Below are 24,069 nucleotides of genomic sequence, written 5' to 3' on the forward strand. Positions count from 1 at the left end.
CGCGGGGCGATGACGGCGGACGGCGTGTACGCGGCACACGCGAAGAAGAACGACCGCCTCACCTCGTGGTGGCGCGGCATCAGCCTGCGGGCCAAGGTCACGGGCGTCACCGTGGCCGTGCTGACCGGCGGACTGCTCGTCGCCGGGTTCGGTACGGCGGTGTTCCTGCGCAACGCCCAGATCGCCGAGCGCGACCAGTCGATCAGCCAGACGGTGACGCTCGATCAGGCCAGCAGCCTGCTCAACGTCGAGGTCGTCGACGGGGTCGCCAAATTCGAGCCCGCCGACTATCCGCCGCTGACATCCTTCTACATCGCCGTCTACGGGCCCGACGGCACGAGGCTGGCCACCGGAGGCCCGCCCTCCGACAACCCACCGGTGTTCCCGGCCACGTTCGGTCTCGACAGCACCCTCATGCAGGGCACGACTCCGTTCGATCTCACCTCGGCCGACGGCAAGACAACCTTCCATGCCGCCGTCGACATCCTGCAGATCCCGGGAGCACGCGAGAACAACGTCCAGCTGCTCGCCCTGCCGTTGACGCCCGTGAATCAGACGGTGGCGAGCTTCGTCGGCATCTACACGATTCTGGCGCTCATGACGATCCTGGTGAGCGCCCTGCTCACCCGCTGGCTCGTCACGCTGGCGTTCCGGAGCCTCGGGCAGGTGGAGCAGACGGCGATGTCCATCGCGCGGGGCGACTTCGGCCAGCGCATGGGCGACATCGCTCCCGGCACCGAAGTCGGGAAGCTCAAGACGGCGATCAACGCCATGCTCGACCGCGTGGATCAGGCGCTCGGCCAGCGCGACGCCACCGTGCTGCAGATGCGACGCTTCATCGGCGACGCCAGTCATGAACTGCGCACACCCCTGGTGACCGTGCGCGGATACGCGGAGCTGTACCGGATGGGCGCCATCTCGGGCGACGAGCAGACGGCGCAATCGATGGAACGCATCGAGAAAGAGGCCATCCGCATGGGCGGCCTCGTCGAGGACCTGCTCGCCCTCGCCCGCCTCGACGAGCGCCGTGACATCGTCGTCGCTCCCGTAGACCTGCGCCCGATCGCCCGCGACGCGGTGCTGGATGCGCGCGCGACCTCGCCGGAACGGACCGTCTCGTTCGTCGACGACGACTCACGCCCGGCGGTGCTGCGTCCGGCATCCGCGCCGCCCACGGCCAGCGCCCCGACGCGTCGACGGCCCCCGACCGCGGCGATCGGTGCACTGCTGCGACGCCGGCCGCGCGCCGACGGCGAGACGGTCACAGCACCTTCCCCCGCCCCTGCGGTGCCCCTGCCCTCCGAGCGGGAACCCATCGTCCTGGGCGACGAGAACCGCATCCGCCAGGTCGTCGCGAACCTGCTCGGCAATGCGCGCCGCTACACACCCGACGGCTCGCCGATCGAGCTCGCCGTGGGCGTCGACGAACCGGGCGGAATGGGATGGATCTCGGTCATCGATCACGGCGAGGGCATCGCTCCGCAACTGCGGGAGAAGATCTTCCAGCGGTTCTGGCGCGCAGACACCTCACGCACGCGCGAGACCGGCGGCTCTGGTCTCGGTCTGTCCATCGTGGCGTCGGTGGTCGACGCGCTGCACGGATCGATCGTGGTGAGCGAGACGCCCGGCGGGGGTGCCACCTTCCGCGTCGCCTTCCCGCTCGCGCAGAGCCGCGACGCCGCCGAGCACCTCTTCATCGAGACCCAGCCCCTGCCTCGGCTGCACATCGAGCCCTGAGACCCCGAGCCGGCGACGCCGCGCGCCGGCTCCTCCCCAGCGCCTCTCCTGAGCGCATTCTGCACGCGCGCACTCGCCGTCATCGCGCGCCCTTGCACCGCTGGGTAGCGTGGCGCCACACCGACGAAAGGAGCTCACCATGACCGCGTTCAGTGTGGATTCGGATGCCGTACTCAGCGCCACCGGGGCGATTCGCGCGACCGCCGATCGCCTGCAATCAGAGACCGCCGCGATGCTCGGCCAGCTCACCCAGCTGCAGAGTGCGTGGACGGGCAGCGCCGCCGTTGCTTTCCAGGGGTTGGTCGATCGGTGGCGGGCCGCACAGACCGAGCTGGAGAGCGCGCTCGGCGACATCGGCACCGCCCTGGGGAACGCCGGCGCCCAGTACGCGCAGACCGAGAGCTCCGCCGCGAGCATGTTCCGCTGACGCGGTCGTCATCGTGCTCCGTCACGCAGAAAGGCCCCTCCGAAGAGGGGCCTTTCCGTGGAGATCCGGACTCAGAAGTCCATGCCACCCGTGGGGTCGCCGGCCGGAGCCGCAACCTTCTCGGGCTTGTCGGCGACGACGGCCTCGGTCGTGAGGAACAGACCGGCGATCGACGCGGCGTTCTGCAGAGCCGAGCGCGTCACCTTGGCCGGGTCGATGATGCCCGCGGCGAACATGTCGACGTACTCGCCGGTCGCGGCGTTCAGGCCCTGGCCGACGGGGAGCTCCGACACCTTGTTGGCGACGACGCCCGGCTCGAGGCCGGCGTTGAGCGCGATCTGCTTCAGGGGCGCCTCGATGGCGACCTTGACGATGTTCGCACCCGTGGCCTCGTCACCGGTGAGCTCGAGCTTGGCGAACGCGTTCTTGCCGGCCTGGATGAGGGCCACGCCACCACCGGGGACGATGCCTTCCTCGACGGCCGCCTTGGCGTTGCGGACGGCATCCTCGATGCGGTGCTTGCGCTCCTTGAGCTCGACCTCGGTGGCCGCGCCCGCCTTGATGACGGCGACGCCGCCGGCGAGCTTGGCGAGACGCTCCTGGAGCTTCTCGCGGTCGTAGTCGCTGTCGGTGTTCTCGATCTCGCGCTTGATCTGCGTCACGCGACCCTCGATCTGCGCCGACTCACCGGCGCCCTCGACGATCGTGGTCTCGTCCTTGGTGACGATGACCTTGCGGGCCTTGCCGAGCAGGTCGGTGGTGGCGTTCTCGAGCTTGAGACCGACCTCCTCCGTGATGACCTGGCCGCCGGTGAGGATCGCGATGTCCTGCAGCTGGGCCTTGCGACGGTCGCCGAAGCCGGGAGCCTTGACGGCCACCGACTTGAAGATGCCGCGGATCTTGTTGAGCACGAGGGTCGCGAGAGCCTCACCCTCGACGTCCTCGGCGATGATGACGAGCTCCTTGCCCTCCTGGATCACCTTGTCGACGATCGGCAGCAGGTCCTTGATGTTGGAGATCTTCTGGTTCGCGATGAGGATGTACGGGTCCTCGAAGACGGCCTCCTGGCGCTCCGGGTCCGTGACGAAGTAGGGGTTGATGTAGCCCTTGTCGAAGCGCATGCCCTCGGTGAGCTCGAGCTCGGTGCCGAACGTGTTCGACTCCTCGACGGTGACGACGCCTTCCTTGCCGACCTTGTCGATCGCCTCGGCGATGAGCTCGCCGATCTCGGGGTCTGCGGCGGAGATGGATGCCGTGGCGGCGATCTCCTCCTTGGTCTCGACCTCCTTGGCGGACGCGAGCAGCTCGTCGGAGAGCGCCTTGACGGCCTTCTCGATGCCCTTCTTCAGGGAGATGGGGTCGGCGCCGGCTGCGACGTTGCGCAGACCTTCGCGCACGAGGGCCTGGGCGAGGACGGTGGCCGTCGTGGTGCCGTCACCGGCGACGTCGTCCGTCTTCTTGGCGACCTCCTTGACGAGCTCCGCGCCGATCTTCTCGTACGGGTCGTCGAGCTCGATCTCCTTGGCGATCGAGACACCGTCGTTCGTGATCGTGGGGGCGCCCCACTTCTTCTCGAGCACGACGTTGCGACCGCGCGGGCCCAGGGTCACCTTGACGGCGTCGGCCAGGATGTTCAGGCCACGCTCGAGGCCACGGCGGGCCTCCTCGTCGAAAGCGATGATCTTTGCCATAAGTGTGTCGTCCCTCCCGGACGTGAGGATGAGTCTTTAGCACTCGCGATGATTGAGTGCTAACTCATTCTGGCACTCTGGCATGACGAGTGCAAGCCGCGCCGAGCGGGCGCGATGGGAGGGCCGGACGGCGTCAGGCGACGACGCGGACCGACTCGGCCTGGGGGCCCTTCTGACCGGCTCCGACGGTGAACTCGACCGTCTGCCCCTCCTCCAGGACGCGGAATCCCGACATGTCGATGTTGGAGTAGTGGACGAACACGTCCTGGCCGTCGGCCACGGTGATGAAGCCGAAACCCTTCTCGGCGTTGAACCACTTGACGGTGCCTTGGGCCATGCGAATCTCCTGATGCTGCGGTGGGACGTCGCAATGCTAACCAGCGCGAGAGCGGCGAAATCGCCGTTCCGGCAACTGTTGACACGGGCGCATCGAACTGTTCACACGCGCGAAACACGCTCGGCGCTCATGACCACGCTCGTGATCACCGGGCGGTGGGGTCATCCGGCCGGAGTGGCTCCGGCATCCGTGCGATCCGCGCCGATGACGACGACGAGGAGCTTGCTGCCGTCGCCACCCGCAAGAGAGGCGTAGGCGTCGCTGAGGGTCACCGCCGCGCCGCCGATCACCTGGGCGAGGCCGCGCGCCGCCCCTTCTTCGGCGGGGTCGGAGTAGAAGACCGTCGTGGTCGGGAAGTCCTTGGAGCTGGCGTCGCCGGCGGTGACTCTGTCGGACGCCCATCCGGCCGCGACGATGGTCTGCGCGAGGGAGCCGGCCAGACCCGACTGCGTCGTCGCATTGAGGACCATCACCGCGTAGGACGTGTCGATGACCGGCTCGGCGGTCGCGATGGTCGTCGGCGTGGCGCTCGGCGTGGGAAAGAGGGTGACGCGGCCAGTGGCGATCAGCGTGCCGAAGATGCCGACCGCGACCAGAACGACGATCGCGATGATCGACCACAGCACCACGGCTCCGCCTCGCAGACGCGGATTCTCGGCGCGGTGAGCACCGATGCGCCCTCCCTCGAGGGCGAGATCATCGAAGCGGTCTTTCTGCGGGGGCGTACTCGGCACCCCAGAATGCTATCGGCCTGTTCCCGTGCGGACGGCGGGAACGGCCGCGCGTCCCTCGCGCTCGCTCTCGCGCGCGTCGCGGAGCCGGCGCAGACGGTGCACCAGCATGGCGTCGTGCGCCGCGGCATCCGGTTGATCGATGATGCGGGCGAGCAGCTGGTAGTACCGGGCCGGCGCCAGGTCGAGTTCGGCGCGGATGGCCTCCTCCTTCACGGCGTCGTGTGCGATCCACCGCGACTCGAAGTCGAGGAGGAGACGATCGCGGTCGGAGAGGGGCACGTCCTCACGCTAACCCCGTCAGCCGCACCCGCCGGGATGCCACTCCAGCCATCGCCCAAGAGGATCGGCACGGCCGAGGACGATGCCGTCTCGTGCGAGCGCGAAGCCCTCCGCCGCACACGTCGCCGGCGCGCCACCGCGCCAGCCCTCGTGGAGAGCGGGGGCATCGAGGGTGATCCATCGTCCTGCGGCGGATGCCGCCTCGATCAACGCGTGTCGCGCATGCCATCCGAGATGGGCCAGGACACCCGGCGTCTGAACGACGAGTGTCGTCTCCCGCGGCGCCGCCGCGGCCGCGCGGGCGAGCTGTTCGACGCCGTCTCCCGCGAACATGAGGGGCGGGTCCGCCGCCGCGATGCGCAGCGCGGAACGCACCCGATCCGCGCGTCCGGTCTCGCCCGGCCAGACGAGAGCCGTCAACCACGCCTCGGTGGCGGGGTCGGCCGGATCCAGTGGCGCGAGATCGATGCCCGCCCGCCAGACGATCTCCGGATGCCGCAACGGGGGCACGTGCTGACCGCGCAGCTCGCTCTCGAGCACGACCGACGACGCCCCGTCGGGGGGATCGAGCACGATCTCGCCGGCGACGCCTCGATACCGGTACGAGTAGCGGTCGGGGTAGAGGCACAGTCCCGCGCTCGCTCCGACCTCGAGCAGCGCGATCGGCCCGTCGATGCCCGCAAGCGCGGGCAGCAGGGCGGCGCACCGGAGGGGTTCGTTGGTCTGCAGAGAGCGCGCCCCGCATTCCGCGACCAGCTCGTCGCCGTGGGCGAGCACCCATTGCCGCCACTCGCGGTACCCGCCTTCGCCGGATCCGAGCATCCGAGCGGCGGCGAAGACGAGCGGGGGCTGACGATGAGAAGGCGCGATCCGACCGAGCACCTCCTGCGCCTCGGCATCCGCCGCGACTCCGGCGGCCCACTCGCCGTACAGCGCGGAACGTCCGGGAGCCTCCTCGCGGGCGAACCGGCCATAGCGGGCCGACACCGATTCTGGGAGGGAACTCATGGGTGACATTCTCGCGGGCCGAGCCGACCGCGGCCTGCGTCGGGTTGAATGGTGGGTGGAGTAAGGAGCCAGACATGACCTACCGCGTGACCAAGACCGACGACGAGTGGCGTTCGGAACTCACCGCCGAACAGTACGCGGTGCTCCGCCAGGCGGGTACCGAGCGCGCCTGGACCGGCGAGCTGCTCGACGAGAGCCGCGCCGGTCTCTACACGTGCGCCGCCTGCGGCGCCGAACTGTTCCAGAGTGGAACGAAGTTCGACTCGCACTGCGGGTGGCCGAGCTTCTACGAGTCGGTGCGCCCCGAGGCCGTCGAGCTGATCGAAGACCGCAGCCACGGCATGGTCCGCACCGAGGTGCGCTGCGCGAACTGCGGCTCGCATCTCGGACATGTCTTCCCCGACGGCTTCGGCACGCCCACCGGCGACCGGTACTGCATGAACTCGCTGTCACTGTCGTTCACCCCGGCCCCGGAGGCGGACGCGTCGTGATCGAGACGGTCACGGATTATCCCGCACTGGCGGCGGTGCGAAACCGTCGCTCCTGGTCGAAGGTGACGGATGCCGCGCCCGCCCGCGCCGAGCTTCTCACCCTGATCGCGGCAGCGGGGCGGGTCGCTGACCACTCCTCGCTGCGACCGTGGCGTGTGATCGAGCTGCGCGGAGATGACCGGGCGACGCTCGGCGCCGCGATCGCCAAGGCCGAGGGCGACGACAAGCCGTCGACGAAGCCTCTGCGCGCCCCGCTGCTCCTCGCCGTGGTCGCCAGCTACCGCAAGAGCGAGAAGGTTCCGCGCTGGGAGCAGGAGGCGGTTGCCTCGGGCGTCGCCCATGTGCTCAGCCTCCTGCTGGATGAGGCGGGCTGGGGCGTCATCTGGCGCACCGGTCATTACACGCGAGCCAAGGCGGTCGCCAAGGCGCACGGACTCACGAAGGACGAGGAACTGCTCGGCTGGCTGTATGTCGGCGGCAAGCCCAGCGGCGCACGTCCCGGCCGGCGCAAGAGCGTCGATCCGCGCGCACATCTGAGCCGCATGCCCGCCTCCGCGAAGGCGGCGGACAAGGACGGCGGGGCGACGAAGACCGGCGCGAAGAAAGACAAGAAGAAGAGCTGACGGGCCCTGGCGGCCGATCAGTGTCGCTGTCGCCGCCAGGGGGCGAGGGCGACGACGACCGAGCTTGCGGCTACCACGACCATCAACAGCTCCGTTCCCCAGCCGGGCCCGGCATCGGCGGGCCACACGGCGTCGAGGGCGAATGCAGTGGCGAGCTGGCCGACCACGACGCCGAGGCCGAGCAGCAGCACGCCCGTGTGCGCGACGAGCGCCGCCGACAGGAAGATGTAGATCACCCCGACCACGCCGCCGAGGTAGAGCCACGCCTCGGTCGGCAGTGCGCGGGGCGCGCCGACGACGGCGACGTGAACGATGGCCGCGATGGCGAGGACCACCGTTCCACCGAAGAAATTGACGAAGGTCGCGGTCAACGGCGTCCCGACGCGCTGGCGCAGCCGCCCGTTTGTCGCCTGCTGCCACGCGATGCCGACACCGGCCAGAAAGGGCAGCACCAGCATCCACAAGGGCACGCGCTCCACCACGCCGCCCTGCAACGAGATACCGACGGCGATGAGGGCCAGCGCGCCGCCCGCGATGCGTGGCATGGTGACCGCGACGACGCCCGCCGGGCCGTAGCCGACGCGGTCGAGCACCAGGCCGTTCAGTGTCTGTCCGGCCACGACCCCGACAGTGAACAGGGAAACGCCGATCACGGCGACGGCGAGGCCTTGCGTTGCGACGGTGAGCGCTCCGGCGAGGCCGCCTGCCAGCATCCACCACGGGATCGTGCGCGCCCGGATGCCGGCGACCAGAGCGCCGAAACCTCGGCGGCCCGTCGGCAGCAGCGCCGACACCACAGCCAGCACCAGGAGGCCCGACCCGAAGGAGATGACCGCGGCGACGAGCCCGTCACCGATGCGCAGACCGAGTTGCCCGTTGATGCGGGCTTGGAGCGCCGTCAGCACGCCGACCAGCACGGCACCACCGAGAGCCACACCGGCGGGAAGCCGGGGCGTCGTCGGTGCGGTCACGACTCCTCAGCCTAGCCGGGCGCGTGGGAGAGGAGCCGACCGGTCAGTCGTAGCCCAGAATGCAGATCGCTTCGGTGACGGTGTCGGGTTCGGTACGCGGCTCGTGCTCGTCCACGGAATCGAATCTAGGGGTGCGAGCCGGCGGATGCCGAGCGCATCGCCGTGGATAACGCGATGGACACGCGATGGACGCAGCGGACTCGCTACGATCACCGCATGGCCTTTCGCGACCTCCCCGCCCCCGAGCGCCGACTCGTCATCTGGCAGTTCGTCGGCGTCGGCACTCTGATGATCGGCGTGGGCGTGCTCGTCTGGGCAGCCGTCGCCTACTATCAGTCGGTCAGCCTCGGCTGAATCGAGTTCGCGTCTGGTGTCTGTGTCGTTCGACGAGCGGGCGCTTAGGCGGGCTCCGCTCGGCGCTCGTCCACGATCGCGGCTCCGCGGCGGCTACGAGCCGCAGAGCGGATGGCGATCCCGCACAGGATGACACCGGTTAGCACGCCGGCAGGTGCGGCGAGCAGGCCGAGGTAGAGGGGCACCGTGCCGAGGAAACCAGCGACGAAGCCGATAGTGAGGGCCCAGTCCCGTGTCATTCCGCCGCGCTGAAGACTCGGCGCGGTCGCTACGGCCACGGCAATGCCGACGAATGCAGCACTCAATGCGCCCACCGCCCACAGGCTCTCCACGTTTGGGATGACGCCGCCGCCGTCTCGAAGAGCTGCAAGGTTGAGGGTCGCCAAGGCCGCGAGCGCCGCGAATGCAGACGCGAGCGCCGGCACAACGGTGCGGACGCTCCATCGCCAGTCAGTAGCTGCACGAAGACTCCAGACCGACACACTGAGCAGGAGCGGACCGACGAAGAGCCACAGCGGATTACCTACCGCGTTGTTACCGCCCAACGCAAGGATGTACCCCACCGCGAGCGCAACCGTTCCGAGCGCAGACGCGGCAATCGGGAGGATATGGCGAGTGCGCTCGAAGAGACCAGCAGCTCGCATCGCCGCCCGCTCTTCTTGGCTGAGCTGTGTGGAGTCGGAGTGATCACAACGCTCCATATGCAATTCAATGAGCGCAGCCCCGTGCGTTTCGCGCCACCTCCGCGGGTACCAGCGAAGCATCCGTTCGACATCGCGCTCGATCGTGCTCATGCCGTGACCGCCTTCCCGTTAACTTCCCGAAGTCGTCGCTGAGCTAGCTGAGCCTGAGCTGCGAGCTGGTCGGCGCGGCGCTTCAGTATCTGCATGCCGTCTGTGGACAGCACGTAGTAACGCCGCGTGCGCTTGTGCACGACTTCCTCACCGTCGGGAAGAATCCAGCCCTTACTCGCCATGGATTCCAGCGCGGCGTAAAGAGTGGCGATGGGGAGAGACTTCTCGAGCTGGTCTTCCGCATCGCGTAAAAGACCGTAGCCATGCCTGCGGCCCGAGGCCAGCGAGGACAACACAGCGAACTGCAGATCAGTGACGCTCATGTCACGCATCGTATCAGACATATATTCCGCTTGCTCAGAATATATGGCGAAGTGAAACTCTGACTGAATAGAGTTACCCCAAGCGGGCCGCCGCCCAGCGCCGAGCCATGGACGGTAGGCGCACCACAACGCGCGCGGGTAAACCGACGCGCACCGATCGAGGAGGATCGTTCGCAATGAATCGACGACTGCATGCGGGACTGTGCATGGCAGCAATTGGAGGGTTGTTGATTGCCTCGCTTGGCGCAACGGCGGCCGTCGCCGCGGATAAGCCCGGCGACGATGTCTTGAGCGCCCTCGCCGCAACCGCCCAGACCGACGAGGCTCCCGATGTCCTGTCGAGCACTGCCGACCCTGCCAGTGTCGGTGTTACCGTCCCGGGCAACTCCTCCGACCCCATTGTCATCGCATCGGGTGACGCAGCGATAGAAGTCACTCTTCCCGGCGCTGCAGCTGATGCGGTCACGATCGGGGACGGCCTTGTGGGCTTCGACGGTGGAGATGGGTCGACGTCCGTTCCAGTCGCGAAGATGGACGGTTCCGTGCAGCTGATTTCCGTTATCGACGGCCCCTCTAGCCCCACGGAATATCGATACGAGTTCGACTTGCCCGCTGGCGCGACGCTCAACCGCGTCGAGGATGGCGGCGTGGCGGTGAAAGCTGCAGACGGCAGTGTGCTCTTCGGCGTACTTGCGCCCTGGGCTGTCGACGCCAACGGCGACGCTGTAGCCACCAGTTACGCCATCGCAGGCAACGCTCTCGTTCAACACGTCGCTCACGGATCGTCGAACGTTTACCCGGTGGTTGCAGATCCGTGGCTAGGAGGCACATGGGTCGAGTCATGGTCCTGGTACAGCGGCGCTACTCGCATCGCGATGACGCCGACTCTGTTCGCGAAGGCGGCGTGCCCGGGCAACGTCGTCTGCGCCGCCACGTGGCAGGGAGTAGCGCAGTCCGAGCTCGCCAACGCGCAGGTAACTAGCGGCAACAAGGCGAAGATCAACCGCGCCACGACCGGTAACCAGATTGGCTGCCACATGGTCGGAGGCGCCTTCAAGTCTCCGTGGAACCTCGAAACTGACGCCGCCGATAAGGGCCTGCTCGGTTTCATCGCGTCCGCCTGCAACTAGACACGACTATCTCGGTGGCAGCCGGGTGTTCTCCCGGCTGCCACCTTCGCGACGAAAAAAGGCCCCTATTCGCCACCCATTCGCCACCCGTAAGCAGCTTGTCCTCCATGAACCGAGGCGCTCGCTCCATGATCGATCGCGCTCCTTCCGCGTGATTTCGCGGAAGTCAGCTGGTCAGGGTGCCAGATAAACGGTGCCGGCTACAGGACTTGAACCTGCAACCCCCGTATTACAAGTACGGTGCGCTACCAATTGCGCCAAGCCGGCGGGGCCCGGAAATCCGGACGACCACGGGATACCCCGCGCCTATGAGGGTACGTGATGCGCCGCGTCACACGCACATCGACGCAGGCAGCTCGCAGCGACCCTGAGAGGATAGGCGCATGCGCAGAAGCTGGTTCGTCGTTGTCTTGGGCGTCGTCGCGGTCATCTTCGCAGGATGTACAACGGCGCAACCCTCGCCGCTTCCGACCGCTTCACACACCCAGCCGCCGACGTCATCAGCTCCGATCACCACCCCAACTCCCACACCTACCTTCACACCCAGCCCGACATCGACCCGTGCCGCGTTGGTCATCTCGGCGACCGATGTGACGCTGATTGACGCGAGTGGCGAGGTCGTGGCGCGGCTGAAGTTCAAGGGCGAGGATCCCACTCCGTTCGCTCAGGCGATCAGTGCCGCAGCCGGGTCGGCCGGCATTGAGGAAACAAAGCCCGGCGGGCCGGAAGGTGCGAAGTTCACATCCACGTTCACGTGGGACAGCATGACGATCACCACGGTCTTCAGCCCCGACGAGTGCGATGCCGGGTGTCGGGGGACGTTCCTCTACGTCACCGCGCCACGCGTTGGAACACTGCCTATCCACACCGCCTCCGGCATCGTCGTGGGCCAGACCGTCGATGAAGCCAAGAAGCGAGGAGCGCAGCCCACGCCCGATCTTCCGCTCGCATCGGACCCCGAGGATCCTTCGCTCATCAACTCGACGACGGAGGGAACCAAAGTCGTCATCCCGGACGCGGACCAGGGAGTGATCATAGGCATCCGAGCCGGGGACTGGTACACGTCCCTCAGCGGCTTATGATCCGCGTTCCGCGGTCGACGTGTCCGTCGTGACGGGTCGCCGCTCACGTCATACGCGACGCGGACACGGGGCCTGACTTACGGCGCGGCCGTCGGCGTCACGGTGGGCGTGGGCGTCGCGGTCTGCGACTTGTAGTACGCCCCGCTCGCGCTCGTGAGCACGAACTGCGAGAACTCCGCGGCATCCGTCATGTCGCCCACGTACTGCTGGCCGTTCACGACGACCATCGGCGTCCCCGTCAGGGTGAGCCCGTTCGTCCCGGGGATGCCGCTGATCGCGCGCTCGGTGGCACCCTTCACCCACGACGAGTACGACTCGGTCTCGATGCAGTCGCGAAGGCGCTTCGGATCGTCAGAGCCGTTCGCCTGGGCGATGTCGGCGAGTTCCTTGTCGGAGAAGCCGTCGGAGTCGACAGCCGGCTGACGGGTGAGGAGGTCGTTGTTGAAGCTGAAGAACTTCGACGGATCGAGAGTCGCGACGCACGCGGCTGCGCTCGCCGCGCGCAACGAGTACTTCGTTCCGTTCGACTTGGCGGTGAGCATCGAGACCGGGTGGTAGGTGAGGGTTGCCGCCCCGTCCGACACCCACGACGCCAGCTGCTTCGCGTTGGCGAGCTGCCACTGTCGCGCCGCCGGCGAGAGGTAATCGACGTAGACGTGGATGTCGACCACGGATGCCGAGGTGGACGGCGAAGGTGTCGCCTGCGGCTCGGCCGCAGCCGTGGGCGCCGAGCTCGCGCCGTCGATCGGCGTTCCCGGCGAGACCGAAGACACCGACGTCACCCGGAAGCCGTCGGCGGTGGCATCGGCCGGCTGCAGCTGCGGCCGATCGCTGTTGGAGCGCACCGCCCACGACACCGCGACCGCGACCGCGACGACGGCGGCAGCGGCGACGACGGCGAGCGCCGAGCGGCGCAACACGCGTGCCCGCGACTGCTTCGCGTGGACGAGCTGCGCCTTCTCGCGCACCGCATCGCGGCGGCCAGCAGGCGTGGGCTCGTTCGGGGCGTCGTCGTGGGACATGGGACCTTCTGTGGGAGGCAGCTCGAGGGCACATCGCGGTGCATCCCGGTCGTCACGATCCGGATCGGGTCCAGCGTCGCGGACGGAGCAAGGCGATGTGTCGATGCTAGCCAGCGAGCCTGTGAAATGCCCAGACGAGGCCTCTTCTTCGCAGAGGAGAACGTGCGATACTGAGAACGCGTCCATCGCAGGACGTGCGGGCCAAGCCCCCGCTCATTCCATCACTACGGATCGTCCGGCACGTACCTGCCGGTGAAGGAGAAGAAAACATGGCGTCCGTCACCTTTGACAACGCAACCCGTCTGTACCCGGGCGGCACCCGCCCGGCCGTCGACAAGCTCAACCTCGAGGTCGGTGACGGCGAGTTCCTCGTCCTCGTCGGCCCGTCCGGTTGTGGAAAGTCGACGTCGCTGCGCATGCTGGCCGGCCTCGAAGAGGTCAACTCCGGCCGCATCCTGATCGGCGATCGCGATGTCACCGACATCCCGCCGAAGGACCGCGACATCGCGATGGTGTTCCAGAACTACGCGCTGTACCCGCACATGACGGTCGCCGAGAACATGGGCTTCGCGCTCAAGATCGCCGGCGTCGGCAAGGAAGAGCGCGCGCAGCGCGTGCTCGAGGCCGCGAAGCTCCTCGACCTCGAGGATTACCTGACCCGCAAGCCGAAGGCCCTCTCCGGTGGTCAGCGTCAGCGCGTCGCGATGGGCCGCGCGATCGTGCGCAAGCCCCAGGTGTTCCTCATGGACGAGCCCCTGTCGAACCTCGACGCGAAGCTGCGCGTGCAGACGCGCACCCAGATCGCGTCGCTGCAGCGCAACCTCGGCGTCACCACGGTGTACGTGACCCACGACCAGACCGAGGCTCTGACCATGGGCGACCGCATCGCGGTTCTCAAGGACGGTCTGCTGCAGCAGGTCGGCACGCCGCGTGACCTGTACGAGAAGCCGAACAACGTCTTCGTCGCCGGCTTCATCGGCTCGCCCGCCATGAACCTGTTCCAGGTCGACCTGGCGAGCGCCGGCGGCATCCAGTTCGGCACCGCCGTCGTCGACGCCGACATCGACCGTCCCACCAGCGCGACGCAGGTCACCGCCGGCATCCGCCCCGAGGACATCATCGTGAACCCGGCCGACGGCCAGGGTCTCTCGGTGACGGTCGACCTCGTCGAGGAGCTCGGCGCGGACGGCTACCTCTACGGCCACACCGAGATCGCCGGCAAGCGCACCGACATCGTCGCGCGTGTCGACGGCCGCAACCACCCGAACGCGGGCGAGACCGTCGTGCTCGCCCCCGTGCCGCACCACGTGCACGCGTTCGACATCGAGTCGGGCGAGCGTCTCACCAAGAAGGCGATCGCCTCGGCCTGATCCGACCAGACGCGGCGCGGGGGCCCGGTTCCACGGACCGGACCCCCGCGCCGCGGCGTATCCCCCCACGAAAGCGAAGACCCGCGTGGCCCACTCCCTCACGATCACCGCGAGCAGTGTCGACGCAGGCCTGCTGGCGCTGCCCTGGTCCACACCCCTCGACGAGTGGGGCAAGGACACCATCGTCTCCCTGCCCAAGGGCCTTTCGCGCCACCTCGTCCGCTTCGCGGATCTGTCGGGCCGCGTGGTCGCCGTCAAAGAGACGACCGGCGAGATGGCCCGCCGCGAGTACGACATGCTGGGCTCCCTCGGCCGCCTCGATGTGCCGTGCGTGGAACGGGTCGCGGTGATCGACGGTCGCCGCACGCCGAAGGGCGACCCGCTGCCGGCCGCGCTCGTGACGGCGCATCTGAAGTTCTCGCTCCCCTACCGCGCCCTCTTCACACAGGTGCTGCGACCCGACACCGCCGGCCGGCTCGTCGACGCCCTCGCCGCGCTGCTCGTGCGCCTGCATACCGTCGGCTTCTTCTGGGGTGACGTGTCGCTGTCGAACACGCTCTTCCGACGGGATGCCGGGGCCTTCGCCGCCTACCTGGTCGACGCCGAGACCGGCGAGCTGCACGAGAGCGGCCTGACGCGCGGTCAGCGCGAGCACGACCTCGACGTCGCGCGCACGAACATCGCCGGCGAGATCATGGACCTCGAAGCCGGCGGTCGCCTCGAAGGCGGCGTGGATGCCGTCGCGATCGCCGACGGCATCATGTCGTCGTACCGCTCGCTCTGGGCGGCGCTGACCGACAAGGAGACCTTCGCCGCCGGCGAGGCCTGGCACATCACCGAGCGGGTCAAACGCCTGAACGATCTCGGCTTCGACATCGGCGAGATGTCGATCCGCACCACGCCGGACGGCACCACGGTGTCGATTCAGCCCAAGGTCGTCGACGCCGGCCACCACCAGCGGCGCCTTCTGCGTCTGACGGGACTGGACGTCGAGGAGAACCAGGCCCGGCGCCTGCTCAACGACATGGACGCGTTCCGTGCCCGCGTCTCGCGACTCGGCTCCGACGAGGAGATGGTGGCGCACGAGTGGCTCACCCGCGTGTTCGAACCGGTCGTGAAGGCGATCCCCTGGGATCTGCGCGCCAAACTCGAACCCGCCGAGGTGTTCCACCAGGTCCTCGAACACCGCTGGTACATGTCGCAAGCGCGAGGGCAGTCGGTGCCGATCGCCGAGGTCGTCTCGTCCTACATCGATGACGTGCTGCGTCACCGCCGGGACGAGGCCACGGTGATGGGTCCCCCCACCGAGACGATGGCGATTCCGGTGATCACGTCGGCGATCTCGACGATCGACGACGACGAAGACGAGGACGTCGACTGGCGCGACCTGGTCTGAACCCGGCGAGAGAGCGCGTCAGTACCCGACGGTGAAGCGCTGGCGCGAGTGCTGCGGGTTCTCGATCTCGTCGAGCACCGCCACCGCGAGATCGGCGCCGGAGATGTAGGACTGCCCCTCGGCATCCGTGACGATGACATCGCCACCGACCCGGTAGGTGCCCGTCCGCTCGCCCGGGTTGAAGCCGCCGAAGCCGCCGGCGGGGTGGACGAAGAACCAGTCGCGACCGGTCTGCTCGGCCTGAAGGTCCTCCAGAACACCGATCATCTCCAGCGCCTCGGCCTTGAAGGCGTCGGGGAAGTCGACGTCGACGACGCGAGGGCCCTCGGGAGCGACGAGGCTCCCGCCGGCGCCGCCGATGACGCCCAGCCGCACGCTCTCGGGGAGCACGGTGTTCAGCGCCTCCAGGTTGGGCCGCACGAGGCCCTCCATCGCACCGCGCGGCGCGACGGCGCTGATGACCACGTCCGCGCCCTCCAGCTGCGTCACCAGCCCGGGGATGTCCAGCAGCGTCCCCTCGACGTAGGTCGCACCGGGCACGCGGTCTGCGGCCACCGACCGTGACACCGACAGCACGGTGTGCCCGCGGTCCACAGCCTCGGAGACGATGTGGCGACCGGCGAAGCCGGTGCCTCCCAGAACGGCGATGATGGCCATCTCAGTGCTTCCTTTCGGATCGGCGTGCAGGTGGAGCGGGCGTCACTCGGACGCGGCGCGGATGGTGGAGACCTGGTAGAGCGCGACGGATGCCGCGATGCCGGCGTTGAGCGACTCTGCGGCGGAGGAGATCGGGATCGACACGATCTGGTCGCACGTCTCGGTGACCAGCCGTGACAGCCCCTTGCCCTCCGAGCCGACGACGATGACGACGGGCCGATCTGCCAGTTCGAGCTGGGGCAGCGCGACGTCGCCGCCGCCATCGAGACCGAGCACGAACACGCCCTGCTTCTTGAACTCTTTGAGCGTCGTGGTCAGATTCGGTGCCATCGCGACCGGAACCCGCGCCGCGGCGCCGGCGCTCGTCTTCCACGCGGCCGAGTTGACGCCGGCCGAACGGCGCTGGGGAATGATGAGTCCCTGACCGCCGAAGGCGGCGGTGGAGCGGATGATCGCGCCGAGGTTGCGCGGATCGGTGATGCCGTCCAACGCGACCATCAGCGGCGTCTGCCCCTTTCCGATGATCTCCTCCAGCAGGTCCTGGGGGTGCGCGTACTCGTACGGCGGCACCTTGAGCGCCACACCCTGGTGCACGCCGTCGAAGCCGGCCATACGGTCGAGCTCGGGGCGGGTGACCTCCATCACGGGGATACCGCGCTGGGTCACGATCGACAGCATCTCCTTGACGCGATCGTCCATCTCGACGCGCTGGGCGATGTAGAACGCCGTCGCCGGGATGCGTGCACGCAGAGCTTCGAGCACGGAGTTGCGCCCGGTCACGTTCTCGGTGTCGTCACCGGCCTTGGCCTTCGGCGCGCGGGACGGCGCCGGCTTCTGACCGGGGCGCCCCTTGCCGCCGGCGGCGGCGTAGCGCTCCATGGCGGCCTTGCGCTTGCCGGCGACGTGCCAGCTGCGGTCCTCGGCCTTGGGAGTCGGCCCCTTGCCCTCGAGCGCCTTGCGTCCGTTGCCGCCCGTGCCCTTGAGTGGGCCCTTCTTCTTGCCCTTGCCCGCGGAGGGGTTGCCCGGCTTAGCCATCATTCAGACTCCAATGGGTCCCGTCGGGACCGTCCTCGAGGACGACGCCGGCCGCCGCGATCGCGTCGCGAAGACGGTCGGCGGCCGCCCAGTCCTTGTTCGCGCGCGCCTGCGCACGCTGGGTGATCATCGCTTGCAGCAGCGCGTCCAGGGCGCGCGCCTCGGCAGCACCTGCTTCGGGCCGCCATTTCGGGTCGACCGGATTCATACCGAGAACGCCGGTCATGCGGCCCACTTCGACGAAAGCGCGGGCCGCGGCATCCCGATCGCCCGCATCCAACGCCGCGTTTCCGGCGCGCACGGTCTCGTGGACGACCGCGAGCGCCTGCGGAACGCCGAGGTCATCGTCCATCGCGGCAGCGAACGCCTCGGGGATATCGGCGGCCACCAGCGGCACCGCAGTGCCGAGCACCCGCGCGGCCCGCTGCTGGAACGTTCGGATGCGCTCGAGGGCCGCCTCGGCCTCGTCGAAGGATGCCGCGGTGAGATCGAGCGTGGACCGGTAGTGCGCCGCGCCGAGGGCGTAGCGCACGACGAGCGGGTCGCGGTCGGCCAGCACGTCCAGCGCGAGCAGATGATTGCCGAGCGACTTCGACATCTTCTGGTCGCCGACCGTGACCAGGCCGTTGTGCACCCAGTAGCGCGCGAACGCGTCACCCGCCGCACGCGACTGCGCCAACTCGTTCTCGTGGTGCGGGAAGCGCAGGTCGATGCCGCCACCGTGGATGTCGAAGGAGGCACCCAGGTAGCGGCGGCTCATGGCAGAGCACTCGATGTGCCAGCCCGGCCTGCCCGGCCCCCAAGGACTCTCCCACACGGCATCGGTCGGCTCGTCGCTCTTGGCGCTCTTCCAGAGCGCGAAGTCGCGAGGGTCGCGCTTGCCGCGCGCGTCCGCGTCGGCCGCCGGCTCCATCGCGTCGATGCTCTGATGGGTCAACTCTCCGTAGGCGGACCACGAACGCACGTCGAAATAGACGTCACCGGCCGCGGCGTAGGCATGACCGCGTTCGATGAGGGTGGCGATCAGCTCCTGCATCTGCGGGATCGACCCGGTCGCGCGAGGCTCGTAGGTCGGCGCGAGGATGCCGATCGCGGCATACGCGTACGCGAACTCGCGCTCCACGCGATACGCGAGCGCCCACCACGGCTCATCAGCGGTGGCGTTCTGCAACACCTTGTCGTCGATGTCGGTGATGTTGCGCACGAAGGTGACGCGCCCGAAGCGCCGGGTGAGCCAGCGACGCAGCAGATCGAAGGCGAGCGCCGCGCGCAGATGATGGATGCCGGGGCCGGACTGGACAGTCGGGCCGCACACGTACATGCTCACGTGGGTCGGATCCTGCGGCGCGAAGTCGCGCAACGCCTGCACCTGGGTGTCGTAGAGCCGGACCGTCACCGCACCAGCCTACCCGCGCGCGCGAGACGCGACAGCGGCGCGGGCGTGGGGGCTCACACGGAGTAGACGAGCGCGACGGCGAAGGCGGCGACGCCGTCGCCCGTTCCCGTATAGCCGAGCCCATCGGTCGTGGTCGCCGACACGGCGACGGGCGCACCGAGCGCCGCAGACAGGGCATGTTCGGCTTCCGCGCGGCGCGCGGCAAAGCGCGGGCGGCGCGCCTGCACCTGCACCGAGACGTTGCCGATCGAGAAGCCGGCGGCCTCCACCAGCTCCCGCGTGCGGGCCAGGAACGCCTCGGCGTGGGCGCCGGCGTACTGCGGTTGATCGGTTCCGAAATGGGTGCCGATGTCGCCGAGTCCCGCGGCGGCGAGCACGGCGTCCACGATGGCGTGCGCGACGGCATCCCCATCCGAATGACCGTGCAGCGAGGATTCACCGGGCCAGTGCAGTCCGGCCAGCCAGAGATCGCCGCTGCCGCCGACGGCATGCACGTCGGTGCCGACGCCGACGCGCGGCACCGGCGCGGTGCGCCCCACCGGCGCGACAGCCAGGAGGGCTCGCGCGCGGTCGAGATCGCCCGGAGTGGTGATCTTGAAGCTCCGCTCATCGCCGGGCACCGTCCACACCGGTGTTCCCATGCTCTGCACGAGTGCGGCGTCGTCGGTGTGCTCGGCGGATGCCGCGGCATAGGCCGCGTCGAGAATCGTGCGGCGGAATCCCTGCGGGGTCTGCGCGGCCGCCAGTTCGGAACGCTCGATCGCCTCGCGCACGCGATCGCCGGACACCCGTTTGACGGTGTCGACCACAGGAAGCACCGGAAGCACCGCATCTTTGCCGTCCGCGAGCGCATCGATGACGCGCGCGAACACCTCGGGCGGAGTCAGAGCCCGCGCGGCGTCATGGACCAGCACGCGCTCGACGTCGGGCCACACGGCCCGCAGTCCGGCAGCCACCGACTCCTGCCGGCTGAGCCCGCCGGCGACGACCGTGACCAGGTCGTGCCGTTCGCCGGCGACGGCGCGCGCCTCGGTCAGGGCGTCACCGACGCGGTCTGAGGGAGCGACGATCACGACCTGCGCGGCCGGCGCGGCGAACACACCCTCCAGCGCGTGGCGCAGAACCGTGTGGGTGTCGAGACCCACGAACGCCTTCGGAACGCCCGCGCCCAACCGCTGACCGGATCCAGCCGCGACGACGATCACGGCGGTGTGGGGCACGGGAACCAACGGGTCGCTCATGCACCCGACACTACCGACGTGGCGCGCCGTCTTCCGGCGGATGCCGTGATCAGCTCGCGAGAACCTCGTCGAGGACCCCCGAGGCGTGATCCTCATCGGCCTTCAGTGCCAGAGCGATCTCGGACACGAGGATCTGACGAGCTTTGGCCAGCATGCGCTTCTCACCGGCGGACAGGCCGCGGTCCTGGTCACGACGCCACAGGTCGCGAACGACCTCGCTCACCTTGATCACGTCGCCGGACGCGAGCTTCTCGAGGTTGGCCTTGTAGCGGCGCGACCAGTTGGTGGGCTCTTCGGTGAACGGTGCGCGCAGCACGTCGAACACCTTCTCGAGACCGTCCTTGCCGATCACGTCACGAACACCGACCAGGTCGACGTTGTCGGCAGGGACCTCGATGATGAGGTCTCCCTGCGTGACATTCAGCTTCAGGTACTTCTTGGTCTCGCCCTTGATGATCCGGTCCTTGACCTCGATGATCGTCGCGGCCCCGTGGTGCGGATAGACGACCGTCTCGCCAACCTCAAAAAGCATGCAGTTATGTCCTTTCGGCAAAGTCCAGAATACCACAGGCGACATACGCTAAGGTTCGCCGGCTGAGCATCCGCGGCGGGGACGCCGGGGTGGCGCCGCGTCGCGGCATAGAATGAGCACACACCGACTCGTCCAGGAGGATCCGTGAACACGCGCCGTCTCGCGTCCGTCGCCCTCGCCGCCGTTGTGGTCCTCTCCACCGCCGGCTGCAGCATGATCTCACCGCAGGCCACGACCATCAGCTACTCGGCCGCTGAGGGCGTCAACATCACGCACTCGGCACCCCTGAAGGTGCGCAACGCGCTCTTCGTCGCCAACGAGAAGGGCACCGAAGCCAACTTCCTCGCGGCGATCGTCAACGACACCGACACCGACGAGACGCTGCTGGTGGGCGTCGAGGGCACGACCCAGCGAGTGCCGGTCGCCGCGCACTCGACCGTCAGCCTGGGCTTCGACGGCGCAGAGCCGCTGCTGTTCACCGGCCTGTCGGCCAAGCCCGGTACCGACGTGCGCACCACGTTCCAGTCCGGCACCGGCGAGGCCGTCGAAGACCGCGTTCCGGTCTTGGACGGCACCCTGTCGTACCTGAAGGACTTCGTTCCCGCGAACTGATCCCGCTCACGGATATCGGCGGCGTCCCTCTGCGCGAGGGGCGCCGCCGATGTGCGTGGCGTGGCGGACCGACGCGTCAGGCCTCGAAACGGTACCCGAGGCCCCGCACGGTCAGCAGCATGACCGGCTCGCTGGGGTTTCGTTCGATCCGTGACCGGATGCGCTTGATGTGGACGTCGAGGGTCTTGGTGTCGCCGAAGTAATCGCTGCCCCACACCCGGTCGATCAGCTGACCACGCGTCAGCACACGCCCCGCGTTGCGCATGAGCACCTCGAGCAGCTCGAACTCCTTCAGAGGCATCGGAATGATCTCACCGTCGACGGCGACCGTGTGTCGATCGATGTCCAGGACGACTCTTCCACCGTCGACGACACTGTCATCCAGGCCCAGCTCGGGCCCTTCGCTGCGTCGCAGCACGGCGCGCATCCGCGCGAGCAACTCGCGTGACGAGTACGGCTTGGTCACGTAGTCGTCGGCGCCGAGTTCGAGGCCGACGACGATATCGACCTCGGAGTCCTTCGCGGTGAGCATGATGATGGGCACCTTGGAGGTCGAGCGCACCACGCGGCACACCTCGGTTCCCGGCATCCCGGGAAGCATGAGGTCGAGCAGCACGATGTCGGCGCCGCGCGATGCGAACGCGTCGAGCGCCGCGGGGCCGTCCTCGGCGATCTCGACCTCGAAGCCCTCGCGGCGCAGCAGATAGGCGAGCGGATCGGCCAGATCGGGCTCATCCTCGACGATCAGGACGCGGGTCATCGCTTCTTCTCTCCTTTCGCCCGCGCACCATCGCGGGCGGCCTTCTTCTTCTTGCGCTTCTTCGGAACGGGAAGGTCGTCGGGCGCCGGAACTGCAGGCAGTCGAACGGTGAACGTCGACCCGCGCCCCGGACGCGACCAGACCTCGACCTCTCCCCCGTGCCGCTGCACCGCGTGCTTGACGATCGACAGCCCGAGACCCGTGCCGCCGGTGCGGCGCGAGCGCGCCTGGTCGGCACGATAGAACCGCTCGAACACGCGTTCCTGCTCGTCCTCCGGAATGCCGATCCCCCGATCGGTGACCGCGATCTCGACGACCCCGCCGTCCAGTTTCACGCCGACGCCGACCTGGCCGCCCTGAGGTGAGTACGCGATCGCGTTGGCCACCAGGTTGGCGACGGCCTCGGTGAGCACCTGCACGTCGCCGCGGACGTACGCGTGCCTCTCGCCCCCGCGGGCGACGGTGATGGCGGCCGAGTCGGCGGCGACCGACTGGGACTCGATGGCGGCGGCGACGACCTCGTCGACGGACACGTCGCGCAGTTCCGTCAGATCGTCGGCGGACTGCAGCCGTGAAAGGTTCATGATGCGCGACGTGAGCTGGCTGAGCCGGGCGGCCTCGGCGCTGAGCCGAGCGGCGAAGTGACGCACCTGCTCGGGATCGTCGGCGGCCGACTCGACCGCCTCCGCGAGCAGGCTCACCGCACCCACCGGCGTCTTCAGCTCATGACTGGTGTTGGCGACGAAGTCGCGGCGCATCTCCTCGACGCGCTCCCGCTCCGTGATGTCGCGAATGACGATGAGGATCAACCGCGGTGTGATCACGCTCGCCCGGGCCGAGACCAGCCGCGGCTCGACGCCGCGCTTGAGCCGCATCGTCTGCGTCTCCGGCGCCTCGGTCCGACGGACGGTCCGGGCGAGGGCGCGCAGCTCATCGCCCGGCAGCGCGTAGTCCTCGTGCATGCCGAACAGCTCCGCGGGCGCCGAGACGGCAACGATCTGCAGCGACGTGTCGACGACCACCGCGACTTCGTCCATTCCCTGCAGCACAGCCGCCGTGCCGTCCGGCAGGGCCGTGGATGCCGCGACACGCGCGCGATCGCGTGCGCGCAGCGCGATCAGCACGAGCGTGGCCACTCCGCCGCCGAGGACGAGACCGAGGATCAGCGCGATCACCGGCTGCAGGGACTCCATGGGTCCCAGCGTAGGGTGGTTGGACACCGCAGATTCACGATACGGATCAACACCGGACACCCCGTCGGCAACGTTCATCGCTGCGGCACCGATCGTTAACCTTGGCCCGCGATGATCGCCGGGTCAGTGGGCGGCACCGTGCCTGCCCGCCGGAAGAGAGGCTCTCTCATGCGCGAAGTGTTCCACCAGTCGCTCGAGGACGTGCAGTCACGTCTCGTCGAGATCGCCGAGCTGGTCACGGAGGCCATCGACAAGGCCACGCGCGCCTTCGGCACCAGCGACGTCGCCCTTGCCGAAGAGGTCATCGAAGCCGACCAGACGATCGACGACAAGGCGGTCGCGCTCGACGAGCTGGCGATCCAGATCCTCGCGCGTCAGCAACCGGTCGCCCGCGATCTGCGCATCGTCGTCGCCGCGCTCCGCGTCAGCGCCTCCCTGGAGCGCATGGGCGACATCGCCGAGCACATCGCTCAGCTCACCCGCATGCGCTTCCCCGAGCGCGCCATCCCGAAGGGGCTGAAGGGCACCTTCACCAAGATGGGTGAACTCGACGTCGAGGTCGCGAAGACCCTCACCGAGCTGCTGCGCACCGAAGACCTCAGCTACCTCGAGACGCTGCGCACGCTCGACGACAAGGTCGACGACCACCACCTCGCCGTCTTCGAGAAGGTGCTGAGCGAGAACTGGCAGGGCGAGGCGGGAGCCACCGTCGATGCGACCCTCGCGAGCCGCTACCTCGAGCGCTTCGCCGACCACGCCGTCTCGGTGGCCAAGAAGGTCGCCTACCTCGCCACCGGCGACTGGACGCCCGACACCGACACGATCGCCGTCATCATCGCCGAGGGCGAATCGCTCGACGGCGCCGAGTAGGACG

27 protein-coding genes and 1 tRNA gene are annotated in these 24,069 nt (G+C 68.5%); 11 read left to right on the forward strand and 17 right to left on the reverse strand.

What is annotated here, in order from left to right:
* Positions 1-9: 9 nt before the first annotated feature.
* Both ACT53O_RS10585 and ACT53O_RS10590 read left to right on the forward strand, forming a co-directional pair.
* The gene (locus ACT53O_RS10585) at positions 10-1,737 is read left to right on the forward strand and encodes a sensor histidine kinase (RefSeq protein ID WP_112930978.1); all 1,728 of its coding nucleotides are present in this window, start codon (positions 10-12) and stop codon (positions 1,735-1,737) included.
* 139 nt (positions 1,738-1,876) lie between these two features.
* Positions 1,877-2,164 carry a WXG100 family type VII secretion target gene (locus ACT53O_RS10590; protein ID WP_036316606.1) on the forward strand — a complete coding sequence of 96 codons (288 nt, stop codon included), beginning with the start codon at positions 1,877-1,879 and terminating at the stop codon, positions 2,162-2,164.
* A 71-nt stretch (positions 2,165-2,235) separates the two neighbouring features.
* Here the strand turns inward: ACT53O_RS10590 and groL are convergent, their stop codons facing one another.
* The 5 genes from groL to ACT53O_RS10615 all read right to left on the reverse strand — a co-directional run bounded on the left by groL (position 2,236) and on the right by ACT53O_RS10615 (position 6,213).
* A complete protein-coding gene (gene groL / locus ACT53O_RS10595; protein ID WP_039411874.1) occupies positions 2,236-3,855 on the reverse strand; it encodes a chaperonin GroEL in 1,620 nt (539 codons plus the stop codon).
* A gap of 133 nt (positions 3,856-3,988) precedes the next feature.
* The gene (locus ACT53O_RS10600) at positions 3,989-4,192 is read right to left on the reverse strand and encodes a cold-shock protein (protein WP_476152295.1); all 204 of its coding nucleotides are present in this window, start codon (positions 4,190-4,192) and stop codon (positions 3,989-3,991) included.
* A 161-nt stretch (positions 4,193-4,353) separates the two neighbouring features.
* The gene (locus tag ACT53O_RS10605) at positions 4,354-4,926 is read right to left on the reverse strand and encodes a LytR C-terminal domain-containing protein (protein WP_476152297.1); all 573 of its coding nucleotides are present in this window, start codon (positions 4,924-4,926) and stop codon (positions 4,354-4,356) included.
* Between the two features lie 9 nt (positions 4,927-4,935).
* Complete coding sequence (locus ACT53O_RS10610) at positions 4,936-5,205, reverse strand: DUF3263 domain-containing protein (RefSeq protein WP_036316065.1); 270 nt, start codon at positions 5,203-5,205, stop codon at positions 4,936-4,938.
* A gap of 18 nt (positions 5,206-5,223) precedes the next feature.
* Positions 5,224-6,213 carry a DUF2332 domain-containing protein gene (locus ACT53O_RS10615; RefSeq protein ID WP_112930976.1) on the reverse strand — a complete coding sequence of 330 codons (990 nt, stop codon included), beginning with the start codon at positions 6,211-6,213 and terminating at the stop codon, positions 5,224-5,226.
* Between the two features lie 74 nt (positions 6,214-6,287).
* On the opposite strand from ACT53O_RS10615, the gene msrB reads away from it, so the two are divergent.
* Both msrB and ACT53O_RS10625 read left to right on the forward strand, forming a co-directional pair.
* Entirely contained in the window at positions 6,288-6,704 is a 417-nt protein-coding gene (gene msrB, locus ACT53O_RS10620; protein WP_112930975.1) for a peptide-methionine (R)-S-oxide reductase MsrB, read from the forward strand.
* Positions 6,701-7,327, forward strand: coding sequence for a nitroreductase family protein (locus ACT53O_RS10625; RefSeq protein ID WP_378792074.1), 627 nt, complete (start codon positions 6,701-6,703; stop codon positions 7,325-7,327). The genes msrB and ACT53O_RS10625 overlap by 4 nt, the downstream gene beginning before the upstream one ends.
* A gap of 17 nt (positions 7,328-7,344) precedes the next feature.
* On the opposite strand, the gene ACT53O_RS10630 is transcribed toward ACT53O_RS10625, so the two are convergent.
* Positions 7,345-8,298 (reverse strand): DMT family transporter, encoded by a 954-nt coding sequence (locus ACT53O_RS10630; RefSeq protein ID WP_476152300.1) that lies wholly within the window; start codon positions 8,296-8,298, stop codon positions 7,345-7,347.
* A gap of 216 nt (positions 8,299-8,514) precedes the next feature.
* Between ACT53O_RS10630 and ACT53O_RS10635 the strand changes: the two genes are divergently transcribed.
* Complete coding sequence (locus ACT53O_RS10635; protein ID WP_198013032.1) at positions 8,515-8,652, forward strand: hypothetical protein; 138 nt, start codon at positions 8,515-8,517, stop codon at positions 8,650-8,652.
* A 44-nt stretch (positions 8,653-8,696) separates the two neighbouring features.
* Here the strand turns inward: ACT53O_RS10635 and ACT53O_RS10640 are convergent, their stop codons facing one another.
* A complete protein-coding gene (locus ACT53O_RS10640; protein WP_476152302.1) occupies positions 8,697-9,446 on the reverse strand; it encodes a hypothetical protein in 750 nt (249 codons plus the stop codon).
* Complete coding sequence (locus ACT53O_RS10645; protein ID WP_039411848.1) at positions 9,443-9,769, reverse strand: PadR family transcriptional regulator; 327 nt, start codon at positions 9,767-9,769, stop codon at positions 9,443-9,445. The genes ACT53O_RS10640 and ACT53O_RS10645 overlap by 4 nt, the downstream gene beginning before the upstream one ends.
* A 176-nt stretch (positions 9,770-9,945) precedes the next feature.
* Between ACT53O_RS10645 and ACT53O_RS10650 the strand changes: the two genes are divergently transcribed.
* Positions 9,946-10,899, forward strand: a complete 954-nt coding sequence (locus ACT53O_RS10650; RefSeq protein WP_156122576.1) for a hypothetical protein — start codon at positions 9,946-9,948, stop codon at positions 10,897-10,899.
* 194 nt (positions 10,900-11,093) lie between these two features.
* On the opposite strand, the gene ACT53O_RS10655 is transcribed toward ACT53O_RS10650, so the two are convergent.
* Positions 11,094-11,166 (reverse strand) — tRNA-Thr (locus ACT53O_RS10655).
* A 116-nt stretch (positions 11,167-11,282) separates the two neighbouring features.
* Here ACT53O_RS10655 and ACT53O_RS10660 point away from each other — a divergent pair.
* Positions 11,283-11,981, forward strand: coding sequence for a hypothetical protein (locus ACT53O_RS10660; protein WP_148285548.1), 699 nt, complete (start codon positions 11,283-11,285; stop codon positions 11,979-11,981).
* A 77-nt stretch (positions 11,982-12,058) separates the two neighbouring features.
* On the opposite strand, the gene ACT53O_RS10665 is transcribed toward ACT53O_RS10660, so the two are convergent.
* Complete coding sequence (locus ACT53O_RS10665) at positions 12,059-13,003, reverse strand: DsbA family protein (protein WP_112930961.1); 945 nt, start codon at positions 13,001-13,003, stop codon at positions 12,059-12,061.
* 269 nt (positions 13,004-13,272) lie between these two features.
* Here ACT53O_RS10665 and ACT53O_RS10670 point away from each other — a divergent pair, with 269 nt between their 5' ends.
* Both ACT53O_RS10670 and ACT53O_RS10675 read left to right on the forward strand, forming a co-directional pair.
* Positions 13,273-14,373, forward strand: a complete 1,101-nt coding sequence (locus tag ACT53O_RS10670) for an ABC transporter ATP-binding protein (RefSeq protein ID WP_039411840.1) — start codon at positions 13,273-13,275, stop codon at positions 14,371-14,373.
* An 85-nt stretch (positions 14,374-14,458) separates the two neighbouring features.
* Positions 14,459-15,769, forward strand: a complete 1,311-nt coding sequence (locus ACT53O_RS10675; RefSeq protein ID WP_135949372.1) for a DUF4032 domain-containing protein — start codon at positions 14,459-14,461, stop codon at positions 15,767-15,769.
* A gap of 18 nt (positions 15,770-15,787) precedes the next feature.
* Here the strand turns inward: ACT53O_RS10675 and ACT53O_RS10680 are convergent, their stop codons facing one another.
* From ACT53O_RS10680 to ACT53O_RS10700, 5 genes are read right to left on the reverse strand one after another with little or no spacing between them, the layout of a single operon-like run.
* Positions 15,788-16,426 (reverse strand): NAD(P)-dependent oxidoreductase, encoded by a 639-nt coding sequence (locus ACT53O_RS10680; protein WP_036286384.1) that lies wholly within the window; start codon positions 16,424-16,426, stop codon positions 15,788-15,790.
* Between the two features lie 42 nt (positions 16,427-16,468).
* Positions 16,469-17,461 (reverse strand): 23S rRNA (guanosine(2251)-2'-O)-methyltransferase RlmB, encoded by a 993-nt coding sequence (gene rlmB, locus ACT53O_RS10685; protein WP_036286382.1) that lies wholly within the window; start codon positions 17,459-17,461, stop codon positions 16,469-16,471.
* Positions 17,454-18,857, reverse strand: a complete 1,404-nt coding sequence (gene cysS, locus ACT53O_RS10690) for a cysteine--tRNA ligase (RefSeq protein ID WP_112930958.1) — start codon at positions 18,855-18,857, stop codon at positions 17,454-17,456. Before cysS ends, rlmB begins: the two co-directional genes overlap by 8 nt.
* Positions 18,858-18,910: 53 nt before the next feature.
* Positions 18,911-20,098: a 2-C-methyl-D-erythritol 4-phosphate cytidylyltransferase gene (gene ispD / locus ACT53O_RS10695; protein WP_036315337.1), complete on the reverse strand. Its 1,188-nt coding sequence runs from the start codon at positions 20,096-20,098 to the stop codon at positions 18,911-18,913.
* 49 nt (positions 20,099-20,147) lie between these two features.
* Entirely contained in the window at positions 20,148-20,630 is a 483-nt protein-coding gene (locus ACT53O_RS10700; RefSeq protein ID WP_005051117.1) for a CarD family transcriptional regulator, read from the reverse strand.
* A 144-nt stretch (positions 20,631-20,774) separates the two neighbouring features.
* Between ACT53O_RS10700 and ACT53O_RS10705 the strand changes: the two genes are divergently transcribed.
* Positions 20,775-21,242, forward strand: a complete 468-nt coding sequence (locus ACT53O_RS10705; protein WP_135949376.1) for a DNA modification methylase — start codon at positions 20,775-20,777, stop codon at positions 21,240-21,242.
* A gap of 76 nt (positions 21,243-21,318) precedes the next feature.
* On the opposite strand, the gene ACT53O_RS10710 is transcribed toward ACT53O_RS10705, so the two are convergent.
* Complete coding sequence (locus tag ACT53O_RS10710) at positions 21,319-22,002, reverse strand: response regulator transcription factor (protein WP_036315340.1); 684 nt, start codon at positions 22,000-22,002, stop codon at positions 21,319-21,321.
* A complete protein-coding gene (locus ACT53O_RS10715; RefSeq protein ID WP_036315342.1) occupies positions 21,999-23,195 on the reverse strand; it encodes a sensor histidine kinase in 1,197 nt (398 codons plus the stop codon). Before ACT53O_RS10715 ends, ACT53O_RS10710 begins: the two co-directional genes overlap by 4 nt.
* Before the next feature lie 168 nt (positions 23,196-23,363).
* On the opposite strand from ACT53O_RS10715, the gene phoU reads away from it, so the two are divergent.
* On the forward strand, positions 23,364-24,065 hold the full coding sequence (gene phoU / locus ACT53O_RS10720; protein ID WP_039411820.1) for a phosphate signaling complex protein PhoU: 702 nt from the start codon (positions 23,364-23,366) through the stop codon (positions 24,063-24,065).
* Positions 24,066-24,069: the final 4 nt, after the last annotated feature.

Source organism: Microbacterium sp. DMC48, from assembly GCF_056313825.1.

Coding starts and splice junctions, on each gene's coding strand:
- ACT53O_RS10615 (WP_112930976.1), bottom strand. CDS start 6,213: ATGAGTTCCCTCCCAGAATCGGTGTCGGCCCGCTATGGCCGGTTCGCC.
- ACT53O_RS10710 (WP_036315340.1), bottom strand. CDS start 22,002: ATGACCCGCGTCCTGATCGTCGAGGATGAGCCCGATCTGGCCGATCCG.
- ACT53O_RS10650 (WP_156122576.1), top strand. CDS start 9,946: ATGAATCGACGACTGCATGCGGGACTGTGCATGGCAGCAATTGGAGGG.
- ACT53O_RS10645 (WP_039411848.1), bottom strand. CDS start 9,769: ATGAGCGTCACTGATCTGCAGTTCGCTGTGTTGTCCTCGCTGGCCTCG.
- rlmB (WP_036286382.1), bottom strand. CDS start 17,461: ATGGCTAAGCCGGGCAACCCCTCCGCGGGCAAGGGCAAGAAGAAGGGC.
- ispD (WP_036315337.1), bottom strand. CDS start 20,098: ATGAGCGACCCGTTGGTTCCCGTGCCCCACACCGCCGTGATCGTCGTC.
- ACT53O_RS10635 (WP_198013032.1), top strand. CDS start 8,515: ATGGCCTTTCGCGACCTCCCCGCCCCCGAGCGCCGACTCGTCATCTGG.
- ACT53O_RS10590 (WP_036316606.1), top strand. CDS start 1,877: ATGACCGCGTTCAGTGTGGATTCGGATGCCGTACTCAGCGCCACCGGG.
- ACT53O_RS10715 (WP_036315342.1), bottom strand. CDS start 23,195: ATGGAGTCCCTGCAGCCGGTGATCGCGCTGATCCTCGGTCTCGTCCTC.
- ACT53O_RS10700 (WP_005051117.1), bottom strand. CDS start 20,630: ATGCTTTTTGAGGTTGGCGAGACGGTCGTCTATCCGCACCACGGGGCC.
- ACT53O_RS10670 (WP_039411840.1), top strand. CDS start 13,273: ATGGCGTCCGTCACCTTTGACAACGCAACCCGTCTGTACCCGGGCGGC.
- msrB (WP_112930975.1), top strand. CDS start 6,288: ATGACCTACCGCGTGACCAAGACCGACGACGAGTGGCGTTCGGAACTC.
- ACT53O_RS10585 (WP_112930978.1), top strand. CDS start 10: ATGACGGCGGACGGCGTGTACGCGGCACACGCGAAGAAGAACGACCGC.
- ACT53O_RS10665 (WP_112930961.1), bottom strand. CDS start 13,003: ATGTCCCACGACGACGCCCCGAACGAGCCCACGCCTGCTGGCCGCCGC.
- phoU (WP_039411820.1), top strand. CDS start 23,364: ATGCGCGAAGTGTTCCACCAGTCGCTCGAGGACGTGCAGTCACGTCTC.
- ACT53O_RS10660 (WP_148285548.1), top strand. CDS start 11,283: ATGCGCAGAAGCTGGTTCGTCGTTGTCTTGGGCGTCGTCGCGGTCATC.
- ACT53O_RS10600 (WP_476152295.1), bottom strand. CDS start 4,192: ATGGCCCAAGGCACCGTCAAGTGGTTCAACGCCGAGAAGGGTTTCGGC.
- ACT53O_RS10680 (WP_036286384.1), bottom strand. CDS start 16,426: ATGGCCATCATCGCCGTTCTGGGAGGCACCGGCTTCGCCGGTCGCCAC.
- groL (WP_039411874.1), bottom strand. CDS start 3,855: ATGGCAAAGATCATCGCTTTCGACGAGGAGGCCCGCCGTGGCCTCGAG.
- ACT53O_RS10640 (WP_476152302.1), bottom strand. CDS start 9,446: ATGAGCACGATCGAGCGCGATGTCGAACGGATGCTTCGCTGGTACCCG.